The organism is Rhizobium sp. BK098 (genome assembly GCF_014193155.1).
Classification (GTDB): Bacteria; Pseudomonadota; Alphaproteobacteria; order Rhizobiales; family Rhizobiaceae; genus Rhizobium.
Genome location: NZ_JACHYY010000002.1, coordinates 464,562 through 478,415 on the forward strand (window position 1 = coordinate 464,562; position 13,854 = coordinate 478,415).

General features: G+C 60.0%; 17 protein-coding genes. 12 read left to right on the forward strand and 5 right to left on the reverse strand.

Annotated features, from left to right (window positions below; translation table 11 throughout):
- Nucleotides 1-181: 181 nt before the first annotated feature.
- Nucleotides 182-580 (forward strand): PilZ domain-containing protein, encoded by a 399-nt coding sequence (locus FHT73_RS07130; protein WP_183710567.1) that lies wholly within the window; start codon nt 182-184, stop codon nt 578-580.
- A gap of 16 nt (nt 581-596) precedes the next feature.
- Here FHT73_RS07130 and FHT73_RS07135 read toward each other — a convergent pair whose 3' ends face one another.
- Nucleotides 597-1,505 (reverse strand): AraC family transcriptional regulator, encoded by a 909-nt coding sequence (locus FHT73_RS07135; protein ID WP_112607439.1) that lies wholly within the window; start codon nt 1,503-1,505, stop codon nt 597-599.
- Nucleotides 1,506-1,601: 96 nt separating this feature from the next.
- Here FHT73_RS07135 and FHT73_RS07140 point away from each other — a divergent pair, with 96 nt between their 5' ends.
- Both FHT73_RS07140 and FHT73_RS07145 read left to right on the forward strand, forming a co-directional pair.
- Complete coding sequence (locus FHT73_RS07140; protein ID WP_183710569.1) at nt 1,602-2,354, forward strand: SDR family oxidoreductase; 753 nt, start codon at nt 1,602-1,604, stop codon at nt 2,352-2,354.
- A gap of 241 nt (nt 2,355-2,595) precedes the next feature.
- Nucleotides 2,596-3,708 (forward strand): pyridoxal phosphate-dependent aminotransferase, encoded by a 1,113-nt coding sequence (locus tag FHT73_RS07145; RefSeq protein ID WP_183710571.1) that lies wholly within the window; start codon nt 2,596-2,598, stop codon nt 3,706-3,708.
- 135 nt (nt 3,709-3,843) lie between these two features.
- On the opposite strand, the gene FHT73_RS07150 is transcribed toward FHT73_RS07145, so the two are convergent.
- Nucleotides 3,844-4,107 carry a sel1 repeat family protein gene (locus tag FHT73_RS07150; protein WP_015339268.1) on the reverse strand — a complete coding sequence of 88 codons (264 nt, stop codon included), beginning with the start codon at nt 4,105-4,107 and terminating at the stop codon, nt 3,844-3,846.
- A gap of 464 nt (nt 4,108-4,571) precedes the next feature.
- On the opposite strand from FHT73_RS07150, the gene FHT73_RS07155 reads away from it, so the two are divergent.
- The 3 genes from FHT73_RS07155 to FHT73_RS07165 all read left to right on the forward strand — a co-directional run bounded on the left by FHT73_RS07155 (nt 4,572) and on the right by FHT73_RS07165 (nt 6,913).
- Nucleotides 4,572-4,910 (forward strand): DUF2147 domain-containing protein, encoded by a 339-nt coding sequence (locus tag FHT73_RS07155; RefSeq protein ID WP_112335671.1) that lies wholly within the window; start codon nt 4,572-4,574, stop codon nt 4,908-4,910.
- A 204-nt stretch (nt 4,911-5,114) separates the two neighbouring features.
- A complete protein-coding gene (locus FHT73_RS07160) occupies nt 5,115-5,291 on the forward strand; it encodes a hypothetical protein (protein WP_015339266.1) in 177 nt (58 codons plus the stop codon).
- A gap of 119 nt (nt 5,292-5,410) precedes the next feature.
- Nucleotides 5,411-6,913 carry an AMP nucleosidase gene (locus FHT73_RS07165; RefSeq protein ID WP_183710573.1) on the forward strand — a complete coding sequence of 501 codons (1,503 nt, stop codon included), beginning with the start codon at nt 5,411-5,413 and terminating at the stop codon, nt 6,911-6,913.
- A gap of 32 nt (nt 6,914-6,945) precedes the next feature.
- Here FHT73_RS07165 and FHT73_RS07170 read toward each other — a convergent pair whose 3' ends face one another.
- Nucleotides 6,946-7,176, reverse strand: coding sequence for a hypothetical protein (locus tag FHT73_RS07170; protein ID WP_183710575.1), 231 nt, complete (start codon nt 7,174-7,176; stop codon nt 6,946-6,948).
- A 156-nt stretch (nt 7,177-7,332) separates the two neighbouring features.
- Here FHT73_RS07170 and FHT73_RS07175 point away from each other — a divergent pair, with 156 nt between their 5' ends.
- The 4 genes from FHT73_RS07175 to FHT73_RS07190 are packed head-to-tail and all read left to right on the forward strand — an operon-like array spanning nt 7,333 to nt 9,715.
- Nucleotides 7,333-7,692 (forward strand): YciI family protein, encoded by a 360-nt coding sequence (locus tag FHT73_RS07175; RefSeq protein ID WP_183710577.1) that lies wholly within the window; start codon nt 7,333-7,335, stop codon nt 7,690-7,692.
- Between the two features lie 10 nt (nt 7,693-7,702).
- On the forward strand, nt 7,703-8,065 hold the full coding sequence (locus FHT73_RS07180) for a YciI family protein (protein WP_183710579.1): 363 nt from the start codon (nt 7,703-7,705) through the stop codon (nt 8,063-8,065).
- Between the two features lie 17 nt (nt 8,066-8,082).
- Complete coding sequence (locus FHT73_RS07185; RefSeq protein WP_183710581.1) at nt 8,083-8,463, forward strand: YciI family protein; 381 nt, start codon at nt 8,083-8,085, stop codon at nt 8,461-8,463.
- A gap of 4 nt (nt 8,464-8,467) precedes the next feature.
- The gene (locus tag FHT73_RS07190) at nt 8,468-9,715 is read left to right on the forward strand and encodes an RNA polymerase sigma factor (protein ID WP_183710583.1); all 1,248 of its coding nucleotides are present in this window, start codon (nt 8,468-8,470) and stop codon (nt 9,713-9,715) included.
- Between the two features lie 14 nt (nt 9,716-9,729).
- Here the strand turns inward: FHT73_RS07190 and FHT73_RS07195 are convergent, their stop codons facing one another.
- On the reverse strand, nt 9,730-10,698 hold the full coding sequence (locus FHT73_RS07195; protein ID WP_183710591.1) for a lysylphosphatidylglycerol synthase domain-containing protein: 969 nt from the start codon (nt 10,696-10,698) through the stop codon (nt 9,730-9,732).
- A 96-nt stretch (nt 10,699-10,794) separates the two neighbouring features.
- Between FHT73_RS07195 and FHT73_RS07200 the strand changes: the two genes are divergently transcribed.
- Together FHT73_RS07200 and FHT73_RS07205 are read left to right on the forward strand one after the other, a co-directional pair.
- Nucleotides 10,795-11,814, forward strand: a complete 1,020-nt coding sequence (locus FHT73_RS07200; RefSeq protein WP_183711119.1) for a glycosyltransferase family 2 protein — start codon at nt 10,795-10,797, stop codon at nt 11,812-11,814.
- 49 nt (nt 11,815-11,863) lie between these two features.
- Nucleotides 11,864-12,478, forward strand: a complete 615-nt coding sequence (locus FHT73_RS07205) for an NUDIX hydrolase (RefSeq protein WP_183710593.1) — start codon at nt 11,864-11,866, stop codon at nt 12,476-12,478.
- Here FHT73_RS07205 and FHT73_RS07210 read toward each other — a convergent pair whose 3' ends face one another.
- Nucleotides 12,479-13,846: an aspartate aminotransferase family protein gene (locus FHT73_RS07210; RefSeq protein WP_183710595.1), complete on the reverse strand. Its 1,368-nt coding sequence runs from the start codon at nt 13,844-13,846 to the stop codon at nt 12,479-12,481.
- Between the last annotated feature and the right edge of the window lie 8 nt (nt 13,847-13,854).

The window sequence follows — 13,854 nt, forward strand, 5'->3', positions numbered from 1 at the left end:
GGCAGGCGCCTCGAACCGCTCGTTCGTATGATCGAAGCCGATGCTCCTGTCAAGATGCGCCCAAATCGGTACAAAAGACGAACCCGTTAAAATTCTACCAATGCAATTGACGCTTCTGCAAAATCTCCGTGCAAGGTTCATGCTGTAACCGAGATGAATTCGGTCTGTTTTCCAACAGGGAATGACAATGATTCGCGCAACCCATCTGGCGAAAGTCAAATCCGAAGTCTACGAACGCAGCTGGGAACGTTTCTACGTCCAGCGGCCGGCGCGTCTCGTGGCTGTTCGTCCCTGTCTCAACGGCATTTCGGTGCGCAGCGCCGAGATTACCGACATCTCGCGCGGTGGCGCGAGCTTCACCGTCGCCACGACGGTAGGCCTGCCGACCCACTACTATCTGAACATCCTCGGTCTCGCCTACCGCATAGCCTGCGCCGAGGTCAGCCGCATCGACAACCGCGTCCATGTCCGCTTCATCAACCTGATCGAACCGGAGACGCTTCGCCGCGTCGTGCGCGCCGATTTCATGATCGGCAACGTCGAAGCGCTGGCTGCGCGCGGCAGAAGGCGGCCGGTTTAAATTCGGCTTCACGTCCTCAATCGCTTCGCACGTCGCCGCGGGCATATCGTGCAGGCGGCATGCCTGCGTATCGCGCAAAGGCGACGCTGAAAGTGCTTGCCGATCCGTAGCCAACGCGTTCAGCTACCTGATCAATCCCCAATTCGCGGCTGCGCAATAGCTGCTTTGCAAGAGCCATGCGCCAAGCCAATAAATATTCCATTGGCGGCAGGCCAACGACGCGGCTGAAACGCGCAAAGAAAGCCGATCGGGACAGGGCCGCTTCGGTCGCAAGATCCGCGACAGTCCAAGGATGGGCAGGACGCGCATGCATCGCGTGAAGTGCTGCGGCTAGGCGTTCATCGGCAAGGCCGCGACTCAAGCTCGACGTGACGGTTGTTTCCGTGCCGGATCGCAATGCCTCGATCAACAACACCTCCAGCAGCCGCTCCAGCACGAGTTCGCGTGCCGGCCGGCGCTCGCGCGTTTCCTCACCGACCAATTGCATCAGCGTCGCGAGTCGGGGCTCGCCGCGAACGATAACGACATCAGGCAAGAGGGAAACGAGCAAGGCCGCATCCGGCGCGCCGAAGCTGCAATGCCCTATGCGCATGCGCAGGTCCGGCGGCCCTTCGAGGCGGCCGACGCGGAAATGGCCGCCACTCAGCTGCGTTGGAACCATGGCGGACAGACCGACCGGTGCGTCGACGCTCTCGTTGACAAGCTCGCGCATGGCCGGCACGAGCACGAAATCGCCGGCTCGGAGGATGAAAGGCTGATGTCCTCCGAACGTTACGCGGCAACGCCCCTCAAGGATTGCGCAGTAGAATGGCTCGCCTGTGGCCTCGCGATGAATTCGCCAGGCGCCGGCGCATTCCACCAGCTTCGAAAAGCGTGCGGCCGGCTGCAGCAGCGTGACGATTTCGGCAAGGGGATCGACGGTCATAATCAGGACTAACGCTAAAGAAATGGAGACTATAGCATATATAAAGTCTCTCTCCCGGTCACTACCATGGCATCATCCCTTTTGTTGGAGAGACTCATGTCCACGATATTGATTACTGGTTGCTCGTCTGGCTTCGGCCTGGAGACTGCGAAACTGTTTTTTGAACGAGGGTGGGATGTCATCGCGACAATGCGCACGCCCAAACCCGAGCTGCTACCGGTTTCCGAACGCTTGCGTATTCTCGCGCTCGACGTCACCAATCCGACAAGCATCGCGGACGCCGTGAAGGCCGCCGGCCCGATAGACGTACTGGTCAACAATGCCGGTTTCGGAGCGCCCTCACCGATCGAGCTGACTGCGCCGGAGACGGTGCAGTCGCTATTCCAGACAAATACGATCGGCACATTGGCGATGGTTCAGGCCGTATTGCCCCAGATGCGTCAACGTCGGGCCGGGGTCGTCGTCAACGTCACCTCTACGGTGACGGTCAAGCCTTTGCCGGTGATTGGGATCTACCGGGCGAGCAAGGCAGCGGTGAACGCTTTCACCGAGTCCTTATCAGTGGAGATGGAGCCATTTGGCGTGCGGGTGCATATTGTCCTGCCAGGCCGGTCGCCGGAAACTCGCTTTGGGGAGAATGCGCGTCCACATTTGCGTGGTCTGGACGATCCTGATTATGCGCCGCTCATTCAGCAATTTGTCAAGAATGTGCAGGACGATACCGGTCCTGTAACCCACGCGCCCGACGTGGCGAAGGCAGTGTGGCGGGCAGCCACCGATCCATCCGCCCCGCTGCGAATTCCGGGCGGTGCGGATGCTGAACTCTGGATGGCTGAGGCAGGTTTGTAACTGGAATCGGTGGCGGCCCAAAAGCTGCTGCCGCTCCGACTTCGACGGCGCATTAGAGGGAACACGCAGCCGTCTGGTGAAGCGCGTTTCCTCTGTTTTATAGATTATCGAAGAAGTGACCCCATCGATTGCGATGACTGCAAACGGCGCAATGCAAACGAACGATTTTCCGCTCTTGCAACCACCCGCCAAGCGCCTATTCTGCCGCACCCAGCAACCGAATTCGGGAAACAAAGCCAGCATGTCCGCCTTCTCGCGCTTCACGCCGCTGATCAGCGCCCTTCCCTCCACCGTTCCTTTCGTCGGCCCAGAAGCGCTGGAGCGTCAGCGCGGGCTGACGGTCAAGGCCCGTATCGGCGCCAATGAGAACGGCTTTGGACCGGCGCCCTCGGTCATCGCGGCCATGCGCGAGCGGGCCGGCGATATCTGGATGTATAACGATCCGGAGAATTTCGAGCTGAAGCAGGCACTTGCGGCCCATCTTGGCGTTCAATCCGCCAATATCGCCGTCGGCGAAGGGATCGACAGCCTGCTTGGCCTGATCGCGCGTATGGTGATCGAACCGGGCACACCCGTCGTCACCTCGCTTGGCGGCTATCCGACCTTCAATTTCCATGTCGCCGGCTTCGGCGGTCGCCTCGTTACTGTGCCCTACGTCAATGATCGCGAGGATCTCGATGGATTGCTCGAAGCGGTGAAGCGCGAGAATGCGCCGCTTGTCTATTTCGCCAATCCCGACAATCCGATGGGGAGCTGGTGGGATGCCGAGAAGATCGTTGCCTTTGCCCGTGCGCTGCCGGAAAACTGCCTGCTGATCCTCGACGAAGCCTATAGCGAAACCGGACCTGCCAGCTCGCTGCCCGATATCTCAACGCTGATCGACCTGCCGAATGTCTTGCGCACCCGCACCTTCTCCAAGGCCTATGGCCTTGCCGGCGCCCGCGTCGGCTATGTCATCGGCGCACCGGAGACCGTGCTGGCCTTCGACAAGATCCGCAATCATTTCGGCATGAACAGGCTCGCGACTGTAGCGGCGCTCGCCGCGCTGAAGGATCAGGCCTATCTTGCCGAAGTAATCGGCAAGATCCGGGCTGCGCGCGAGGAGATCGGCACGATCGCCCGCGTCAACGGGCTGCTGCCTCTCGCCTCCGCCACCAATTTCGTTGCCATCGATTGCGGCCGCGACGGCACCTATGCCCGCGCCATCGTCGATGGGCTGATCCAGCACGGCGTCTTCATCCGCATGCCGGGGGTTGCGCCCCTCAACCGCTGCATCCGCGTCAGCGTCGGCCCGAAGCAAGATCTGGAGCTGCTTGCCGAAGCGCTGCCCAAAGTGTTGAAGGCGATCGGTTAAGCTCAAAATGACGAAACCGCGCCTGCCTTGTTCCGGCTGGTCGCGGTTTTCATCATTTCGGCGTTCGCCTCCCATCGATCGCCGACATCCCCTCCTTCGAGATCAGTCAGTACGTCGAATCGTTTGCGGCATGCGTCAGTGCGTGGTCATCCATTCGCGGGCGGCGCGCAGCGCTGCTGCGAGCTGCATCTTCGTCAAGGTCGCGGCGACGTCGGCACGAAGCTCGGCGGCGCGCTCGCTGCCACGGATGGCGGCGATATTCAACCATTTGTGGGCGGCGACGAGGTCTGCATTGCAGCCCCTGCCGGTCGCGTAGTTCACGCCCAGTTCGCAAAGGGCATCGGCGCTGTTACCACCCATCATGGCATTTCCAGACATCGGCGTTTCAAAGCGTGCCATTGCAATTATCCCTGTTTGACTTCCGTTCGTATCTACCCTGTTTTCCGTCCGAACCTTGCCGTCATTCGCGGCTTTCCGGTTCTTCCGGCCGGCGGGTTTGCCCCGCTCGTTTGATGGCTTCACTATCGCAGACGGCTTTCAAAAAACGCCTAAAATGCATGATTAATTCGATGCAAACAAAGTGCAAATGCTTGGTAAACTTGGGATTTTGTTAAACATCGCTTCCCTTGCAAATTAAGGATTTTCGGGCGAGTTTAACCTTCCGTTAAGATTTGGATTTAAACTCTTTCTTCACCACAAAAAGAGCGCAGTTGAATTCGATGTCGTGTTTCGACGGCGCTCGGATACCCGCCGAAACGGGTATTTGAGCTCCGAAAACCGTATTTACCTTTACGTTCGCGTTAGATAATCTCACTGCATTCCCGGTCACAGAACCGGATGCGCCTTGGGGGAGGAATGACACCATGATCCGCACGACCGTTCTTGCGATCGCATTGCTGATGAGTGCGAGTGCCGCTCTTGCCGAAGAGCCGATCGTCGGCAATTGGAAAACGGTTGCTGGCGACACGGCTGCCATCGCTCCCTGCGGCGACAGCTATTGCGTGACCCTGAAGACAGGCAAATATGCCGGCAAGCAGATCGGCAAGATGCAGGGCACAGGTAACAGCTATACGGGCGAGCTTACCGACCCCTCCGAAGACAAAACCTATAGCGGCTCCGGCACGGTCAGCGGCAACAAGATCAAGATGCAGGGCTGCGTGCTGAAGGTATTTTGCAAATCGCAGACCTGGACGAAGCTCTAAAACAGCACCTGCCTGTCCCAGAAAGCACTCGACGTGGCTGCCGCCTGACGTCGGGGGGCTCTTGTTATTTGCCTGCGAGGAGAGGCCGGCGACCATTCGAAACTGGTAATATTTCTGAACGCCGGATGAACCGGTATCTCAGCACCTGTTCAGCCTGACCATGGCAAAACAGTGTCCAGTATAGGGCACGGGTAGGCCAGGAATATGGACTCGATCATCATCGCACGGCGCTTCGTTGTTATCATGCTGTTTGCTGCCGTCTTCGCATTCAGCTTCTCGGTTGCGGTCGAACACGCCGGCCGCAGCGGCGCACAATCGCACTTCGGCGCAAGCTTCACCTGCGTGCAGACAGGCGCGCCTTACTGCACGACGGTACAATAACAAACATCTGCGCGTAATCCTCGCGCAGGCCAGTGGGCGGCTCTAAAAATAGCTGCGAGAATCCGGGCCGCCTGTTGCAACGTCGTTTGCTTGTAACCAACGACACTCTATAATGGCGCATGAGCAACAGAATCTCTCCCTTTTCACCCCTCGACATTTCCTCTCCCAGCCCGTTCCAGCCGAGGACCTTCGATGATCCGGGCAAGGCCGTGGACGCGTTGACGGAACTTTACGATCGCAACACCGCGTTCCTGATCGACAATTTCACCAAGCTCGCCAAAGGCGCGCCGATCACCGCGCGCTATCGCGCCTTCTATCCGCAGGTCAGCATCGAGACGACGAGCTTCGGCCATGTCGATTCGCGCCTCTCCTACGGCCATGTCACCGCGCCCGGCGTCTATACGACGACGATCACCCGCCCGCAGCTCTTCAAGCATTATCTCAAGGAGCAGCTGACGCTCCTGATGCGCAGCCATAATGTTCCGGTGGTCGTGTCGGAATCGACGACACCTATCCCGATTCATTTCGCCTTCGGCGAAGGCGCTCACGTCGAAGCAACCGCCAGTATTTTCGAAGATATTCCGCTGCGTGACCTCTTCGACACACCGGACTTGAACACCACGGACGACGAAATCGCCAACGGCGAATATATCCCGCCGCCGGGCGAGCCATCACCGCTTGCGCCGTTTACCGCGCAGCGCATCGATTATTCGCTGGCCCGCCTCGTCCACTATACGGCGACCAGTGCGGCGCATTTCCAGAATTTCGTGCTGTTCACGAACTATCAGTTCTATATCGACGAGTTCTGCAAATGGGCGCGCGACCTGATGGCGAGCGGCGGCGACGGCTATACCGAGTTCGTCGAACCGGGCAACATCATCACGAAGGCTGGCTCCAGCCAGCCCGAGGGCGATGTGACCGCGCCGCGGCTGCCGCAGATGCCGGCCTACCATCTGAAGAAGAAGGGCCATGCCGGGATCACCATGATCAATATCGGCGTCGGCCCATCCAACGCCAAGACGATCACCGACCATGTTGCCGTGCTGCGTCCGCATGCCTGGCTGATGCTTGGCCATTGCGCCGGCCTGCGCAACAGTCAGCGGCTCGGCGACTATGTGCTCGCCCATGCCTATATGCGCGAAGACCATGTTCTTGACGACGACCTGCCGGTCTGGGTGCCGATCCCGGCGCTGGCCGAAGTGCAGGTCGCGCTTGAAGCCGCCGTTGCCGAAATCACCGGCTATGAAGGCTTCGAGCTGAAGCGCATCATGCGCACCGGCACGGTCGGCACCATCGACAACCGCAACTGGGAACTGCGCGATCAGGCCGGCCCGGTCAAGCGGCTATCGCAAGCCCGTGCGGTCGCGCTCGATATGGAATCGGCGACGATCGCCGCCAACGGCTTCCGCTTCCGCGTTCCCTACGGCACGCTGCTCTGCGTTTCAGACAAGCCTTTGCATGGCGAACTGAAGCTGCCGGGCATGGCGACGGCCTTCTATCGCACCCAGGTGAACCAGCATCTGCAGATCGGCATCCGCGCGATCCAGAAACTGGCCGCCATGCCGCCGGAAGCGCTGCATTCGCGCAAGCTGCGCAGCTTCTTCGAAACGGCATTCCAGTAAGCCACGAGCCAGCAAGGCGATGGGGCTTCATCCTATTGCTTTTCTGCCGACAACGATTGCACCTGGTAAGCGGCCGCGACTTGCGGCCGTTGGTCGTTTGGGACTGCCCACAAATTCAGACCAAGAATCATCACGGCAAAAATGGCAAATCCGATCGCTGTGCGAGCGATCACTTCGCCGGGATTTGACATTTGAAAGATCTCTTCGTCCGACAGGGTCTTCTTCTGCCAATGGTAGACAAGGGCTGCTTCAAGATTGTACATGTCCGTTTCTCCTTTTTGAGATGACGGAACTGGTCGACCGGGCTTAGGCTTTTTCGACAGCACCGAAAATTTTTGTCATGCTGCGGATCGGGATGTCGATTTGCTTGGCAGCCGCTCGTCTATGGCTGTCAGCAAATTGAGAGAGGAGACGCTGCGATGAAATATCTCTGCCAGGTCTGGTTCGATGGCACGACGCTCGACGTCATGACCAAGGATGAAAAACATAAGCTCGATTCGGATTCGCTCGGCTATGACCGGGATCTGATGGCGAGCGGCAATATGATCCATGCCGAAGCGCTGCAATCGCCGAAGTCTGCGGTGACGGTAAGGGTCCGCAATGGCGAGACGTCGGTGACGGACGGGCCTTTCATCGAGACCAAGGAATATCTTGGCGGCTTCATCCTGATCGAGGCGAAGGATCTGAACGATGCGATCCGCGTCGCCGCCGGCATTCCGCTCGCCAAGCTCGGCGCGATCGAGGTGCGGCCAATCCATAACTTCGGCCCGGATGCTTGAGGAGGTTCAGATGAAGTTTCTTTGCCAGATCTGGTTCGAGACATCCGAGATCGCCAAGATTTCCGAACAGGAGGGGCGAAAGCTGACCCAGGATTCGGTCGATAACGACAACCGGCTGCGCGAGAGCGGCCACCTCATCGTCGCCAATGCCCTGCGCGAACCGGAGACTGCGAAAACAGTTCGTGTGCGCAGGGGCGAAACCGCCGTGACCGACGGCCCGTTCGCGGAGATCAAGGAACATCTCGGCGGCTTCGTGCTGATCGAGGCCCGGGATATGGAGGAAGCGACTGAAATTGCCGCCACCTTCCCTGTTGCGCGCTACGGCATGATCGAGGTCCGCGCCGCCTTCGACATCCGCTTTCCGAATGAATAACAGCGAGAGGAGAAGACATGCGGTTTCTTTGCCTGATCTACACAACAGTCGATGTTGACGGACGATTGTCGCCGAACGAGATGAACCATCTAATTGGCGAGCACTTCGTCTTCGACGAGGGCTTGCGGCGGGACGGCACCATGATCGTTTCCGATGCACTGGCGCTCCGAGACAAATCGATCGTCATCCGGCCGAACGGCGGCGACGGATTTTCGGTCACGGACGGCCCGTTCGCGGAGACCAAGGAGCACCTGGCCGGCTTCTATCTCATCGAAGCCGTTGACCTCGATGGCGCTGTCGATATCGCCAAACGCATTCCCTCAGCGCGCTATGGCGCCGTCGAAATCCGTCCGGTTCGTATCTTGACCCTTCGAGGAGACCTGGCAGAGGAAGGCTGACGCCGTGTCGCGGAACCGAACCATTGAAGGCATCTATCGCAGCCATTCACGCCGCGTGCTGGCAACGCTGATCCGTCTGCTTGGCGATTTCGACCGAGCGGAGGAAGCCCTTCATGATGCCTTTACAGCAGCGTCGCAGCAATGGACGGAGGAGACCATCCCGGCCAATCCCTATGCCTGGCTCGTCTCCGCCGGACGTTTTCGCGCCATCGACAATATAAGGCGGCGCTCGCGTTTCGATGCGGCCCAGCTCGATATCGCCGACAGCCTCTATCCGGAGGGCGAGATAATGGAGACATCGAGAAGCGAGGAGATCGAGGACGACATGCTGCGACTGATCTTCACCTGCTGTCACCCACTTATTCCTGCCGAGGCGCGGATGGCGATGGCCTTGCGGGAGGTCTGCGGCCTGACGACGGAAGAGATTGCCCATGCCTTTCTGATTCCGGCTCCAACCGTTGCCCAACGCATCGTCCGCGCCAAGAACCGCATCCGCGCCGAACATATTCCCTATGAGGTACCCGGCAAGGCCGAACTGCCGGAGCGTCTGGCGCAGGTGCTGCATGTCATCTACCTCGTCTTCAACGAGGGCTATTCGGCATCCTCCGGCTCTGCGATCGTGCGCGCCGATCTGGCCGCGGAGGCCATACGACTCGGCAGGCTGTTGCTGCAGCTATTGCCGGATTCGGAAGTCGAGGGGCTGCTGGCCATCATGCTGCTGCAGGATTCGCGGCGGCATGCCCGCACCGATACCTCCGGCGATCTCGTTCTGCTCGTCGATCAGGATCGTGCGCTGTGGGATCATGGTCAGATCCGCGAAGGTTTGGCGCTGTCAGCAAGAGCGATGGCGGCAGATAGCGTCGGTAGCTATGCACTGCAGGCGGCGATCGCGGCGGAACATGCTCGCGCCAAGACCGCAGAGGATACCGACTGGCGAAAGCTGGTGATGCTCTATGATCTGCTGCTGACGGCGAGCCCCTCCCCTGTGATCGAGCTTAATCGGGCGGTGGCAGTCTCCATGTGCGATGGTCCGGTGGCAGCGCTTTCCATCGTCGATGGGCTGCTGCAAAAGGAACGGATGGCGCGATATCACCTCACCCACGCCGCAAAGGCCGATTTTCTGCGCCAGCTTGGCCGGACGGATGAGGCGCGACAATCCTATCAAACAGCGCTTTCGCTATGCCAGCAGGCGCCGGAGCAGGCATTCCTGCGCAAGCGATTGGCCGAGCTCGGCGATCAGATCCGGCACTAAAGAGGCTGCGATTTTTAAGCCACGGGTACGCGTTTGCGCGAGATCAGCAATCCGATCGCAGTCCCCGTCAACGCAGAAACCACGATCAGCAGGTGAGCGTTGATGCTCGCCTGTGCGAGATTTTCGATTGCCTCCTTGGCGCTCGAAGCACCAAAAGCCATGGCGCCGGCGGTGATCCCGGCCGGATAGGTGCCGACGCCTCCGGGCGCATGCACGGGCAAGACTGATGATAATTCGCCGCCGAGAGCGCCGCCGAAGCTTGCTGAAAGCGGCGTGACGTTCATGAGGCCAAGCGCCCAAGCGAGCACCACGACCTTGACGAGCCAGTTGACGATCGTCGTCAGCCAGGCGCGCGCAAAGGCGCTGGCATCAACCGGCAGGCCGCGCTCCAGCTCATGCACCAGCCCTTGCGCCTTCTTTGGCAGGGCGCGGGCGGCAAGGCGGATCAGCGGCCGGCGGGAGGCAAAGCCTACGACCGGCAGCAGAAGGAAAAGCGCCCATACGATCCAGGCCAAGACATGATAGGGCGAAGCAAGCGCAAGGCCGACGCCGGCTGCGGCTAGCAGCGCATGCAGGTCGAGCAGCCGCATGACGAACAGCGCCGAAGTTCCCCGTGCCAGAGGAATGCCGAATTCGGAGCGCATCAGCACCGGGAAGCTGGTTTCCCCCGTTCGGAAGGGCATCATGATATTCAGCAGATTATGGACCTGCGTCACGCGGAAGAGCGCTGCGAAATGGCCTGACGTTTCCTTCGGGAAATAGTCATAGATGCGCCAGGTGCGTAGGAAATAGGTGCTTGTCAGGAGCGCGAGAGCGAGAAGGATCGGCCAGGCGCCGACCTTGCCCCATTGCGCCAGGATCGAGGTCCAGCCCCAGAACCATTCGATGAAGGCGGCGTATGTAAGGACGACCGCGAGCGTCAGCAGTGTCATTCGGTTGCGAATAAACCAATTCTGTCGGCTGGCAACCGTCGGAGTCTTCATGTAGTTAGGGCACCCAAATGCGAGCGGAAGGCTGAAACCGGACTTTTCGCTCGTTTCGTCCGGCAAGTACTGCCGGTCTTTTAGGAGAAAGAAGTGTTGCAGACAACGGCAGAGTCGACCCTCCCCCAGGCCGATCCGGAAAGCCCTCTCGAGCTTTCGCTGGTCGTGCCTGTCTTCAACGAGGAAGAAAGCGTCGGACCGCTCATCGAGCGCATCTGTGCCGCCATGCGTGGATTTGATAAGTCCTGGGAGCTGATCCTGGTCGATGACGGCAGCACGGATGCGACACTCGTCAATGCTCGCCGGTCACTTTCGCAGGAAGGCTTGACGCTGCGCATCGTCGAGCTTCAGCGCAATTTCGGACAGACCGCGGCGATGCAGGCCGGTATCGATGCGGCCAACGGCCGCTTGATCGCCACCATGGACGGAGACCTGCAGAATGACCCGAAGGATATCCCTTCGATGGTCGACGAACTGGAGCGGCGGCAGCTCGACCTGCTCGTCGGCTGGCGCAAGAACCGCCAGGACGGCCTCCTGCTGCGTAAGATCCCCTCCTGGTGCGCCAACTATCTGATCGGCCGCATCACCGGCGTCAAGCTACACGACTATGGCTGTAGCCTGAAGATCTATCGCGCCTCCATCATCAAGCAGGTGAAGCTGATGGGTGAGATGCACCGCTTCATTCCCGCCTGGGTCGCCGGCGTCGTGCCGAGCTCGCGCATCGGCGAAGTTCCGGTCACCCACCATGCCCGCCAGCACGGCACGTCGAAATACGGGATCTCACGCACCTTCCGCGTCATCCTCGATCTGCTGTCGGTGATGTTCTTCATGCGCTACAAGGCGCGGCCGGGGCACTTTTTCGGCTCGCTCGGCCTCGGCCTAGGCGCGCTTGCCGGTATCATCCTGCTGTGGCTCTTCATCGACAAGTTCATCTTCGGCGACGATATCGGCAGCCGCCCATTGCTGATGGTCGGCGTCGTGTTGCTCCTGTCTTCGGTACAGATGATCACGACAGGCATCCTCGCCGAAATGATCGCCCGTATCTATTATCGCGACGATCTCTCGCCGAACTATATCGTGCGCAAGATCTTCGATCGCGATCATCAGGACGCCTAGCCTATCGTGCTTAGGCCCGCGCCTATCGGCAACAGGAGCTGAGCCGCGCATGAGCTCGAAAGACGACATCAACAGCCAGCTATCGGACACGGCGGACCTGCCACCATGGCGGACAACAAGCTCGACACGCCTTGTTCATGATCGCTGGCTGAAGGTTCGTGCGGATAACTGCGTGACGGCGGAGGGTGTGGAGATCGCGCCCTACTACGTGCTGGAATATCCCGATTGGGTCGGGATCATCGCGCTCGATGCCGAGGATCATATCTATCTCGTTCAGCAGTATCGTCACGGTCTCGGCGTCGTAGCGCTCGAGCTCCCTGGCGGAGCCGTGGATGCGAATGATGCAAGTCCGGTCGAAGCAGCCGCGCGCGAGCTGCGCGAGGAAACCGGCCTTTCATCCACCGAATGGGATTATGTCGGCAAGCTTGCGCCCAACCCGGCCACGCATAGCAACCACTCGCATATCGTCATTGCCCGCAATGTCGCGCTTGCAAGCAGGCGGGCGGACGACCCGACCGAGCGCATCCGCCTGATCCGCATGCCGATCCGCCAGGCGATAGAATTGGTGCTGGAAGGCAAGATGATCCAGGTCATCCACGTTGCGGCACTGACGCTTGCCCTTCACAAGGCGGGCAAGTGGGACGTGCCGAAACCCAAGCCCTGACTACGATTTTCTTTCCGCCCAGACGGCATCGAGCGCGCCACGCGCGATCCGTACCATGGTATCTACTTCCTCATGGCTGATGACGAGCGGCGGCGAGGCCAGCATGCGGTCGCCCGTGGCGCGCAGGACCAGGCCGTTTACCAAAGCATGGTTGCGCACGGCTGATCCGATTGCATCCGGCTTCTCGAAGCGCCGACGCGTGGATTTATCGGCGGCGAGTTGCAGGCCGCCCATCAAGCCGATGCTGACGGCTTCGCCGACCATGTCATGATCGGCAAGGCTGCCCCAAGCCTTGGCGAAGTAAGGGCCGATATCGTCGCGCACGCGCTCGACCAGCCCTTCCTCCTCGATGATCCGGAGGTTTTCAAGGGCGGCGGCCGCGCAGACCGGGTGGCCGGAATAGGTGAAGCCGTGGTTGAATTCGCCGACTTCATTGATGAGCACATCGGCGATGCGGTCGCTGACGAGCACGCCGCCAATCGGAAGATAGCCCGACGACAGTCCCTTGGCGATCGGGGCGAGATCCGGCTCGACACCGAAATGCTGATAGCCGAACCATGCGCCGAGGCGGCCGAAGCCGCAGATCACCTCGTCGCAGACGAGCAGGATGTTCCTCGCCTTGCAGATACGCGCGATCTCAGGCCAATAGGTCGACGGCGGAATGATGACGCCACCGGCACCCTGAACCGGCTCGGCGACGAAGGCTGCGACATTGTCTTCACCCAGCTCGTCGATCTTGGCTTCGAGTTCGCGAGCGACCGTGAGACCAAATTCCTCCGGCGAGAGATCGCCACCCTCGGCATACCAATAGGGTTGGCCGATATGGACGACGCCAGGGATCGGCAGATCGCCCTGCTCGTGCATGTATTTCATGCCGCCCATGCTGGCGCCAGCCACCGTCGAGCCGTGATAGCCGTTCTTGCGGGCGATGATGGTCTTCTTCGTCGGCTTGCCGACTGCAGCCCAATAAACCCTCGCCATGCGAAACCAGGTATCGTTGGCCTCTGAGCCGGAATTGGTGAAGAAGACATGGTTGAACTGCGGTCCGGCATGGGCGCAGACCTTCTCGGCAAGAAGTGTCGCCGGCGTGGTCGTGGTACCGAAGAAGGTGTTGTAGTAGGGCAGCTCGTTCATCTGCCTGGCGACAGCGTCGGCGATTTCGGTGCGGCCGTAGCCGATATTTACGCACCAGAGGCCGGCAAAACCGTCGAGATACTTCCGTCCTTCCGCATCGAAGATATAGACACCCTCGCCGCGCTGGATGATGCGCGCGCCATCGGCGTTGAGCTTGCGCATGTCGGCGAAGGGATGGAGGTGATGCGCGGCATCGAGGGCGGCGAGATTGGAGCGGCTGGACGTATCGGACATGGCTTATT

Bases quoted from the DNA above. Each gene is read 5' to 3' on its own strand.
- FHT73_RS07135 (WP_112607439.1), bottom strand. From the start codon at position 1,505: ATGACCGTCGATCCCCTTGCCGAAATCGTCACGCTGCTGCAGCCGGCC.
- FHT73_RS07175 (WP_183710577.1), top strand. From the start codon at position 7,333: ATGAAATATCTCTGCCAGGTCTGGTTCGATGGCACGACGCTCGACGTC.
- FHT73_RS07150 (WP_015339268.1), bottom strand. From the start codon at position 4,107: ATGGCACGCTTTGAAACGCCGATGTCTGGAAATGCCATGATGGGTGGT.
- FHT73_RS07145 (WP_183710571.1), top strand. From the start codon at position 2,596: ATGTCCGCCTTCTCGCGCTTCACGCCGCTGATCAGCGCCCTTCCCTCC.
- FHT73_RS07165 (WP_183710573.1), top strand. From the start codon at position 5,411: ATGAGCAACAGAATCTCTCCCTTTTCACCCCTCGACATTTCCTCTCCC.
- FHT73_RS07180 (WP_183710579.1), top strand. From the start codon at position 7,703: ATGAAGTTTCTTTGCCAGATCTGGTTCGAGACATCCGAGATCGCCAAG.
- FHT73_RS07195 (WP_183710591.1), bottom strand. From the start codon at position 10,698: ATGAAGACTCCGACGGTTGCCAGCCGACAGAATTGGTTTATTCGCAAC.
- FHT73_RS07155 (WP_112335671.1), top strand. From the start codon at position 4,572: ATGATCCGCACGACCGTTCTTGCGATCGCATTGCTGATGAGTGCGAGT.
- FHT73_RS07140 (WP_183710569.1), top strand. From the start codon at position 1,602: ATGTCCACGATATTGATTACTGGTTGCTCGTCTGGCTTCGGCCTGGAG.
- FHT73_RS07130 (WP_183710567.1), top strand. From the start codon at position 182: ATGACAATGATTCGCGCAACCCATCTGGCGAAAGTCAAATCCGAAGTC.
- FHT73_RS07160 (WP_015339266.1), top strand. From the start codon at position 5,115: ATGGACTCGATCATCATCGCACGGCGCTTCGTTGTTATCATGCTGTTT.
- FHT73_RS07205 (WP_183710593.1), top strand. From the start codon at position 11,864: ATGAGCTCGAAAGACGACATCAACAGCCAGCTATCGGACACGGCGGAC.
- FHT73_RS07210 (WP_183710595.1), bottom strand. From the start codon at position 13,846: ATGTCCGATACGTCCAGCCGCTCCAATCTCGCCGCCCTCGATGCCGCG.
- FHT73_RS07185 (WP_183710581.1), top strand. From the start codon at position 8,083: ATGCGGTTTCTTTGCCTGATCTACACAACAGTCGATGTTGACGGACGA.
- FHT73_RS07170 (WP_183710575.1), bottom strand. From the start codon at position 7,176: ATGTACAATCTTGAAGCAGCCCTTGTCTACCATTGGCAGAAGAAGACC.